The organism is Pseudomonas sp. HP_01 (assembly GCF_055284355.1).
In genome coordinates this window covers 110,846-120,836 of record NZ_JBTOPV010000008.1, presented here as the reverse complement: position 1 = coordinate 120,836, position 9,991 = coordinate 110,846, and the positions used below count along the sequence as shown (strand labels likewise).

5 protein-coding genes are annotated in these 9,991 nt (G+C 62.4%); all 5 read right to left on the bottom strand.

Annotation, left to right across the window (positions count from 1 at the left end; genetic code table 11):
• Positions 1–228: 228 nt before the first annotated feature.
• The 5 genes from ACYAR8_RS06995 to ACYAR8_RS06975 all read right to left on the bottom strand — a co-directional run bounded on the left by ACYAR8_RS06995 (position 229) and on the right by ACYAR8_RS06975 (position 9,989).
• Positions 229–3,804 (bottom strand): glycosyltransferase, encoded by a 3,576-nt coding sequence (locus ACYAR8_RS06995; RefSeq protein ID WP_463579465.1) that lies wholly within the window; start codon positions 3,802–3,804, stop codon positions 229–231.
• A 120-nt stretch (positions 3,805–3,924) separates the two neighbouring features.
• Positions 3,925–5,514: a flagellar hook-associated protein 3 gene (locus ACYAR8_RS06990; protein WP_074893041.1), complete on the bottom strand. Its 1,590-nt coding sequence runs from the start codon at positions 5,512–5,514 to the stop codon at positions 3,925–3,927.
• Positions 5,515–5,527: 13 nt separating this feature from the next.
• The gene (gene flgK, locus ACYAR8_RS06985; protein ID WP_463579464.1) at positions 5,528–7,570 is read right to left on the bottom strand and encodes a flagellar hook-associated protein FlgK; all 2,043 of its coding nucleotides are present in this window, start codon (positions 7,568–7,570) and stop codon (positions 5,528–5,530) included.
• Positions 7,571–7,580: 10 nt separating this feature from the next.
• Positions 7,581–8,867: a flagellar assembly peptidoglycan hydrolase FlgJ gene (gene flgJ / locus ACYAR8_RS06980; RefSeq protein ID WP_108122588.1), complete on the bottom strand. Its 1,287-nt coding sequence runs from the start codon at positions 8,865–8,867 to the stop codon at positions 7,581–7,583.
• Positions 8,868–8,879: 12 nt separating this feature from the next.
• On the bottom strand, positions 8,880–9,989 hold the full coding sequence (locus ACYAR8_RS06975) for a flagellar basal body P-ring protein FlgI (RefSeq protein ID WP_074893047.1): 1,110 nt from the start codon (positions 9,987–9,989) through the stop codon (positions 8,880–8,882).
• Positions 9,990–9,991 lie beyond the last annotated feature (2 nt).

Below are 9,991 nucleotides of genomic sequence, written 5' to 3'. Positions count from 1 at the left end.
CATGTTTCCCTCCTTATGCCGCTATACGATATTGTTGGAGTTGTCTCGTGGGCTCGGAGATGTGTATAAGAGACAGGGCGTAGGCACGGACGATCAATATGCGTCGGATGTACTGGCCTCTTCGCGGGCAAGCGCGCTCCTACACCGATCAGCGGCGGACCCTGAATTCTTGCGTCGCACGCACTCGCCCCCTTCACGGCTGAAGCCGGTCCCACTAAACCACTGCATTTAATCCGCCAGCCAGCCGTTGACCCAGTGCTGAAGGTTGTCGCCGCGCAGGACGTAGTCGCGCATGACCACTTCTTTCAGCTCATCGCCCATGCGGTAGCTGGCGTCCGGGTCGGCCAGGTGCATGCGGATTGCTTCCAGCCACTCGGCGGTGCTGTTGGTCATCACGCGGGTGCATGGCAGGTAACCGTCGTAAGCCCGGGTGTCGGTGCAGATCACCGGGTAGCCGCACGCGCCGTATTCCAGCAGCCGCAGGTTGCTCTTGCAGTCGTTGAAAATATGGTGCTCCAGCGGCGCCAGCGCGAGGTCGAGGTTCAACGCCGCCAGCTTGGCCGGATAGGCCAGCAAGCCCACGGACGGATGAAACTCGTGGACATAAGGGCGCAGCGACGCCGGGCACATGCCGAAGAACACCCACTCGACCTCATCGGCCAGCTCGCGCACCACCTCGGCAATAATTTCCAGATCGCCGGCATGACTGGTCCCGCCGCCCCAGCCAACCCGAGGTTTCTTCGATGTCCGGCGCTGATTGCGCAGGCCCGTCCAGAGCTGAGACGCCAGCATGTTCGGAACAACACGGATGTCGTGGTGCATCCCCGACAGCGCATCGGCCAGCGTCACGGTCGACACCACCACCCGATCACACAGGCTGGTGCCCAGACGCACCATGGCTTCCATGTTCGACGGCATGCTGCGCATGTGACCGTTCTTTTTCGGCACGCTGATCACGTAATCGTCCAACTCGTAGATACGCCGGGCGTTGGAGTACGCCTTGAGGCTGGCGACCTGATCGATGGAATTCTGACTGTAGCGGCACTGCACGATGATCACGTCCGGTGACTGACGCTCCAGATCGATGATCGACGGCAGGTCGTAGCTCATCCGCCCGACGATTCGGCCGTCGGCCTCCAGCTCCAGAAACGGCTGGGACACGCGGTAGTGACCCACCGCCGTGCTGTTGACCGGGATCGCCAGCACGTTCGGCAAACGCCGCGATGAATACGGGTTCCAGCCTTTTTTCAGGCCGGGCTCCAGGCTGTAGAACGAACCGGTCAGGCGCAGGTTGGGGTTGTAGGCCGGGTCACGGGCGAGGATCGGCAACCAGCGTTTATAAAAGGCGTGCTGATCGTCGACCTGGGATTGTTTTTCGCGCGCCTGTTCCGCCGGTGTCGAAGCGCCGATCGCCAGCACGGCACGCGGTGCCCAGACCACCAAATGGCCGGACTCACGCACACGCAGGCAGAAATCCACTTCGCTCAGGCTGCCGCTGAACTCGTTGCCGTTCAGGCCGCCGAGCTGCTCGAACAAGGCGCGGCGCACCAGCAGGCAATGGCCGCCCACCGCGCTCAGGTCCTGGGCCGCCTGCAATCGCAGCAGATGACCGGGCGCGTGCAGTGGCTCGCCAAAGAACGCAGGGCCGGCCGGGCCGTGGTAGCCCAAAATCAGGCCGGCCTGGAGAATGTGGCCCTCAGGGGTAAACAGCTTGGCGCCGACCACGCCCACTTCCTCGCGCCGCCCGTGATTGACCAGTTCGCCCAGCCACGCGGAATCCGCCACCACGGCGTAAATACTGAGCATCAGCAAGTGCTCGCCACGGGCATGGCCGGCGGCGAAATTGCGCACGTCGGCGCCGTTGCCCTGCCCTTCGTAATGCAGGACGCGCAACGTATCACCGCCGATCTGCTGCATGTCTGCCAGCCAGGACCGCGCCTCCGCGCTTTGACTGGCGCAGTCGACGATCAGCACTTCGAAGTGATCGTAAGTGGTCTTCGACAGCAGCGACTCGACGCAGCGCTGCAACGCCGCCAACTGGTCCTGATGGACGACGATGATCGAGATCAGCGGACGCGCGTCGCTGAGGTAATCAATATGATTGACCCATTGCCCTTCCACCTCGTGCAGCTGATGAGCAATGCCCATGCGCTGCAGGTGTGCGCCGAGCACCGGAGCGTTTTGCGCCATCACCTCATGCAGCGCCAGCCACGCCTGAAACGGAAACTGCGACTCAACGAGGATTTCCGAAACGTGCTGAACCACCACGCCGTGGGCTTCGGTCAGGCGCCAGATGGCGTCATGGGGCGCGAGTTCGCCGTAAGCCGAATCGAAGCCGCCAAGCCTGACCAGCGCGTCGATCTGAAACGCCAGAACCCGGCCGACGTAGGGATAACTGCGCAGCAGGTCGAGGTTGAAGTCAGGGCGAAACACCGGCTCGGCCGATTCGCCTTCATGCAGCGCGCCTTCGTCGCCGTACAGGCACAACACGTCTGGCGAGTGGGCCGCGCGTTCGGCGAGGATCAGCAACGCACAATCGGTCAGCCGATCCCCGGCCCGCAGCAGGTAACACCAGTCGCCGCGGTCGAGCTGGGGCAACAGGTCATTGAGTTGCGCCAGCCAGTCGGGCTGCAGCGGCAAGGTGAACACGCGGCCATCAAGCACGGGCGCTTCGCAGGCGCTGGACAGCACCAGGGTCAGTTCGGCGGCGTACAACTGCGCGTCGAGACTGCCAAGGGTCAGGGCCACGCCGGCGGCACTGGCGTGTTCGTCGAGCACCACCGTCACCATCTTCGGCTGCAACGGCCATGTCGCGACGTTATCGGCAACGCGCAGGCGATCGGCGCCAAACAGGGTGCGGAAGCTCAGCCATTGCTGGTACAGCTCGGCAAAACTTTCGCTGTCGGTACCGACCCGCCACGGCAAGGAGGCCTGTCGATCACCGAGCATCCGGCTGAGCGGCAGCTCTTGCCAGACGCGAGGCTGCTCCAGCGCCTCGGTCAGCGGGACAAAGCGCACCCAGCCATATTCGGGAGCGTTTTCGCCGGTCCGCGCCTTGAGCATTTTGCCCAGCCACTGGCGCTCGTCCGGGATCAGGTCCCTGACCCACTGCTGGTGGCTCAAGCGGTCCGGGTGCAAACGTTCGGCGCTGAGCACGTCGTTGAGCATGACCATGTTGCCGCGCTTGAGCAGGCAGACGTAAAGCACGAAATCCACCAGCGCGGTGAAGCCTTCGCCGACTTCCCTGAGCGCCGGCAGAATCACCTGCACGTCGCTGCGACGCATCAATGAGCTGCTGAACCCGCCGAGAAAGTTCGTTGGCGAAATATCGAATACGGAGAGCAGATCCGCGCCGTAGAACACCGAGCTGGACTCGGCCAAGGGCGCATTCTCGATGCGCACCGGCAGCTGGATGTCCTGCGGGTCGCAGAAATAGCGCTGGGCCAGCACCAGGCTGACGTCGTCATGCTGCGCCAGAATGCTCGCCTGACGCGCGACGGCGGCCGGAAACAGCCGATCGTCATCGCAGAAAAACTTGATGAACTCGCCCTGTGCTTCGTGCAGGCACACCAGCAGGTTGCCGACGAAACCCTGACGTTTGGGGTTACGCACGTAACGCAGCGTGACCGCGCTTGAGTCGAGGTATTTTTCGACAATGCGCTGGATCTCGTCGGTCTGGCTGTCGTCGCAGACCACCACTTCAAGGGGCCGATAGGTCTGAGCCAGGGCATCGAGCAGGGCTCGCTGGAAAAAGCGCGGGTTGTAGGCGGGAATGACGAGGCTGACGAGGGGAGCTGAATTCACGGGCGGGACTCACGAGCGGCGCCGTTCCCAGGGGAAAGGATCGGCATAACCGCTGACAATACGGTTGACGCTCAACGGTGGCGACGCCTGCTGCTCAGGGGCCGCCCTCCGCTGGGCCGATTACAACTTGCTGAACAGGTTCAGCGCAGACAGTTGGGTGAACACCAGCTGCGAGGCTTGCAGCATGGTTTTCTGCAGAGTCAGACGGGCGATGGCATCGACCGGGTCGGACGCGGTGATCGTGCCCGATTCGGTGGTGCCGTTGTCGATCATGGTCTGGTTGGTCACGCCCTGTTCGGTCGCTGTCTTGGCCCGGGCACCGCCCTCGCTGGTTGCATTGATGATCTGCTCGGCGGCACTTTTCAGGTTACCGATGGTGGACGTCATGGTGGCCTGCAGTTTCTGCTGGGCAACCGGGTCGCCATCGACCTTGCCGTTGAGCGCGGTGATGACCTTGGACAAGGTGTTCAGCACGTTCTGGCTTTGCTGGGTCGACGACTGCGCGGTGAACTGATCACCTGCCGCCATTGCCGTTGGCGAGCCGCTGAACGTGAAGGTCACGCCGGAGGCCGTTGCCGTGTTGCCGCTCAGCGTGCCGGTGGACACCGGCTTGCTGGTCGCCGCGTCATAAGGCGCCGCGTACAGATTGAAGGTGGTGGCGTCGGTAAAGCGCACGACAGCGCCGCCCGACGGGAAGGTTTTGTCGAACGCGGCCTGGTCGGTCACCACCGAACTGGTGATCACGTCAGTGGAGGTGTTGGCCGGCAGCCGCGAGGTGCTCACGGTGCTGGGGGATACACCGAGCTGGAAGGTGTGGTCCTTCACCGCCGCGTCTGCGGCCGTGGTGTTGGTGTACTGATCCTTGGTCAAGTTGATGTTCAGGTTCAGTTCCAGACCACGGAAGGTGATGGGCTGGTTCGCCGAACTGGTGGACGCAAACTTGCCGGTAGACGTCGCCTCGCCCGTCACATCCTGGTTGTTCTTGTCGAGGATCGTGTACGACGTGCTGCTGGTGAAAGAGATCTTGTACGGCTGGCCGGCGGTGAAACTCTTGTCATAGGTGGAAGCGTTGCTGACGCTGCCGCCGGACAACGAAATCACGCCGTCATCAGCGCCCGCGACCAGGGTCGTCGAGGTACGCGTGGTGTTGGTCGCTGTTTCGAACGCATCCCAGCCGGTGGTGTTGCTGGCCATGGAAACGCCGCCGCTGACGGCCAGCAGGTTGCGCGTCTGGTCGCCCTGATAGCTGTAGGTGCCGTCGGAACTGACAGCGTATGGCGCGGTGGTGCCTTTGGAACCGGAGAACAGATAGGTGCCGTCGGCGTCCTGGCTGTTCATCAGTCCGAGAATCTGCCCCTGCAACTCCTTGAGCTCGGAGGCGTTGGCCTGGCGGTCCTTGTCGGTGAACGAGGTGTTCGCCGCCCCCAGTACCAGCTCCTGCGCGCGCTGAATCGCCGAGGTGATCGACGTCAAGGCCGTCTCGGTCTGCACGACGGTGGTATTGATCGTGTCGATGTTGGACTTGTACTGATTGAGCATCGTGCCCTGCTGCTGCAACTGCAGCACGCGGCCCGCGCCGACCGGGTCGTCGCCGGCGGTGTTGAGCTTGACCTGGCTGGCCACTTCATCGCCGGTCTTGGTGACGTTGGCGTAACTGCGCGAGTAGTTCGTGGCGCTGGTTTCGTAAAACTGGGTCGTTGAGATACGCATGGATTACGATTCCTTACAGGCTGTTGATCAGCGTGCTGAAGATGGCTTGAGCCGCTTTGATAATCTGCGACGAAGCGGTGTAGTACTGCTGATACTTGACCAGGTTGGCGGCTTCTTCGTCCAGCGACACACCGGAAACGCTGTCGCGCGCGCTTTTCGCCTGGGTCAGCACGGCAGTGGTCGCCGTGGTGTCGCCCCTGGCCTGGGCCGCCTTGCTGCCCACCGTGGTGATCATGTTGGCGTTGGCACCGCTCAGGCTCATGCCCGTGCCGTTGCCGGCGGCGCTGTCGAGGGTCTGTTTGGTCTGAAGGGTACCCACTGACACCGCATTGCGGTTGTCCAGGGACCCGGCGCCGGTCATGGCAATGCTGTAGGTATCACCGCTGTTGGCCTTTCCGGCGAGGGTCATGCCGAACTTGAACGACTGCGCAGCACCGGATGAGTCGGTGTAACCCACTTCCAGACTGATGTCGTTGGACTGGCCTGGAACAACTGACCCGGTGATTGCATTGCCGGACTTGTCTTTGACAGCCACGCCCTGTGCATCGACCAGCGTATAGGCTTGAGCACCATTGGTGACATCGCCCATGAGCAGGCGCATCGGCGTCGACGCGGTGAGCGCGTTACGCAGATCGGCCGTCGCAGTCGGGTTGTAGATGTCGGCCTGGGTCGACAACACGGGCTGGGTGAACGTCCCCGAGCCTTTACTCACGAGAGCGCTGCCGGTCAGCGGACTGGCCGAGGCGATGTCTTTCGGATCGGTCATCACCACCTTGATGCCGTCGGCACCGGTCTTGGTCGGGCTGATCTTGAAGCTGTCACCCTCGGTAGAGGTGCCGTTGAATTTCAGCGAGAACCCGTCGATGACCGGCGCGGTGGTGGCGCTTGTGTTGTAAGAACCCATGTCCTTGCCGTCCGGCAGACGCTTGACGCTGTACTGGCCGCTGGCATCGGTAAAGGTCACCTGGTAATCGTTGGTCTGCAGCGCGCCGCTGTTGGCGATGGACACCGCGAAGTTGCCCGAAGACTGGTCGTTGGTCGTGTTGGCAAGGCTGCGCTGGCTGGTCAGGCTCGGGTCATTGACGCTGGTAAACAGGTTAATGCCGAAGTCGCCGTTGGCGTCCACGCCCTGGTTGAGCTGGCTGTTGATCTGGTCGGAAGCGACCACCGCCAGACGGCCCAGTTCGCTGGCGGCTGGCTGCAGCACGTCGCTGCGATAACGCAGCAGGCCGCCCAGGGAGCCGCCGATCACCACGCTTGAAACGTCGACGACGTTGTTCTGATACTTCAGTTTCAGCGCGTAGACGCTGGGGTCGCTGTCACTCGGCGCCGCGCTCAAGGTGTTGGAGGTGGTGCCGGTAACCAGCGGCTGGCCGGTGCCGATATAAACGTCATAGCTGCCGTTGGTTTCAACGACCTTGGCGCCCACCAGTTCATTGAGCTGACGTACCGCCTCGGTCCGCGAATCGAGCAGCGTGTTGGGCTGACCGCCGGAAGCTTGGGTCTCGGTGATCTGCTTGTTGAGGACGGCAATGGACGACGCCAGTGCATTCACCTGCCCTGTTGCCGTGGTCAGCTGGGTATTGATGCTGGCGTTCTGGTCCTTCATCTGCGCCGAGATGGTGTTGAACTGGCCGGCCAGCGCCTTCGAACTGGTCAGAAACGTCGTGCGCGCCGCATTGTCGGTAGGCTGTTTGGCCAGAGCGCTCAGGTCAGTGAAGAACTTCGCCAGCACGGTGCTGACGCCAGTCGAGCTGTCCGACAGGATCGAGTCGAGCTTGCTCGCCTGGCTCAGGTACGCAGTGGCATCAGCGTTGAGCGATGTGCTGGTCTGCAATTGGTTATCGAGGTAGCCGTTGTAGATGCGGCGCACGTCGGACAACGTCGTACCGGTGCCGATGAAACCGACCCCGATGTTCTGCTGAGCCCCGGCGGCGGTCATCACTTGCTGACGCGAGTAGCCCTGCGTGTCGACGTTGGCAGTGTTGTTGCCGATCGTCGTCAATGCAGCGCTGCTGGCGGTGAGTCCCGAAAGCCCGATTGAGATCAGTGACATGGTTCAAACCTTATAAAGTCGTGGAAGAGCCCGAGGCGGATGCGTAGGTCTGGTAGCTCTTCATCTGTTTCGCTATCTGAGAAATCTTGCTGGCATAGGACGGGTCGGTTGCGTATCCGGCTTTCTGCAGCTCTTTCACAAACTGTTCCGGGCTATCGGCTGATTTCAGGGTTTCTTTATAGCGACTGTTGTTCTGCAGGAAGCTCACAAGGTCGTGGAAACTGCTGGCGTAAGAGTCGTAGGCACGGAAATCCGCCGTTTCCTTGACCATCTGGCCGTCGCGGAACTCACTGGTAATTGCACGTGCTTCCGGCCCTTTCCAGCCGCCCTGGGCCTTGATGCCGAACAGGTTGTAGCTGCTGCCGCCATCGGACTGACGCATGATCGATTTGCCCCAGCCGGTTTCCAGCGCGGCCTGGGCCACCAGCACGCTTGGGTCGACGCCGATGCGCGCGGCGGCGTCTTTGGCCAGCGGCATCATCGTGGCGACGAAGTCGTCTTTGTTGGCGAACGCGCTCTTGCCCGGCGCCAGCGGCGTCTGCACGCGGCTGCGAACATAAGCGTCGGCATCCGCGGCGTACTGCGGCCCGACCGTCCAATCGCCATTGCCCTGGGAGCCTGCGCTTTTCGCTGCGGCCACGGCATTGGATACGGCAATCCGGTTTTTCAGTGTGGTGGCGCTGGCGGCAGGGTCCTGGGCACCCGATGCATTCGGCACGATGCCGGCCATGATGCGGTCGCTGAGTTTGCTCGGCAGCGACAGACGACGGGAATTCAGCGCCGCGACGTCGTTGTGCACGGTGCCGTCCGCTGCCGCGGGTGCGGTGACCGAACGGCTGGCCCACAACGGTCGCTGAGCGATGCGCGTGGCGAGGCCGGTTTGCGCAGGCGCGTCGGCCTTGGCGTCGGTCTTGAGATCCGCTTTGCCGCCGGACACAAGCCCGGTGCTGGCCGGCGCGATTTCAGCGCCCTTGTTTTTCGACAGCTGACGCATGAGCACGTCCTGCAGACCGATGCCGCCACCCTCGCGAGACATGCTCACCGAAAGCTGCTGGTCATACATGTCCTGATACTGCCGCGTCGCCGCAGTGTTCATCGGGTTGTCCTTGGCCAGCACTTCGTTGGCCGAACGCATGGCCTTGAGCATCTGGCTGACGAACAGCGACTCGAATTCCTGCGCGACTTTCTTGAGGTTGCCCTCGCTGTCGCGATCACCGGTTTTCATGGCCGTCAGACGATTGAGGTCGGTGTACGCACCTGAATCACCTGAAGAAACGCCGCCGCTTGGAATGCTCATTCAGTTTGCCTCTTAAATCACGATCAGGTCGGCTTGCAACGCGCCAGCCTGTTTCAGTGCTTCGAGAATCGCCATCAAGTCGCCTGGCGCTGCCCCCACCTGGTTAACCGCGCGGACAATTTCATCCAGCGTGGTGCCCGGACCGAACTTGAACATCGGGTGCATTTCCTGCTGGGCGTTGATCTTCGAACGCGGGACCACAGCGGTCTGGCCGTTGGAGAACGCGCCCGGCTGGCTGACGATCGGGTCTTCGGTGATGGTCACGGTCAGGCTGCCGTGGGTAACGGCTGCCGGCGAGACCTTGACGTTCTGGCCGATGACGATGGTGCCCGTCCGCGAGTTGATGATGACCTTGGCGGAGGTCTGGCCCGGATCGATTTCCAGGTTTTCCAGCACCGACAGGTAATCGACGCGCTGATTGGGGTCCAGCGGCGCGGTAACCCGCACAGAGCCGCCGTCCAGCGCTTGAGCCACGCCAGGGCCGAGCATGTCGTTGATCTTGTCGACGATGCGCTTGGCGGTGGTGAAGTCGTTGCGATTGAGGTTCAGGGTCAGCGAGTTGCCCTGGTTGAAACCACTCGGCACGGCACGTTCAACCGATGCGCCGCCCGGGATACGACCGGAAGACGGAACGTTGACGGTGATCTTCGAACCGTCGCGGCCTTCGGCATCAAAGCCGCCGACTACCAGGTTGCCCTGGGCCACGGCATAGACGTTGCCGTCGATACCTTTCATCGGGGTCATCAACAGGGCACCGCCGCGCAGGCTCTTCGAGTTACCGATGGACGACACGGTGATGTCGATCTGCTGACCCGGTTTGGCGAACGGCGGCAGGTCGGCGTACACGGCCACGGCCGCGACGTTTTTCAGCTGCACGGTGCCGGAACCCGCCGGCACCTTGATGCCGAACTGCGAAAGCATATTGTTGAAGGTCTGCAGGGTGAACGGCGTCTGGGTGGTCTGGTCACCCGTACCGTTGAGTCCCACTACCAGACCGTAACCGATCAACTGGTTGGTCCGTACGCCGGAAATGCTGGCGATGTCCTTCAGGCGCTCGGCGTGGGCGCCGAGTGCGGTGGTGAACAGCAGCGCTGCCGCTATCAGTTGCTTGAACGTGATCATGG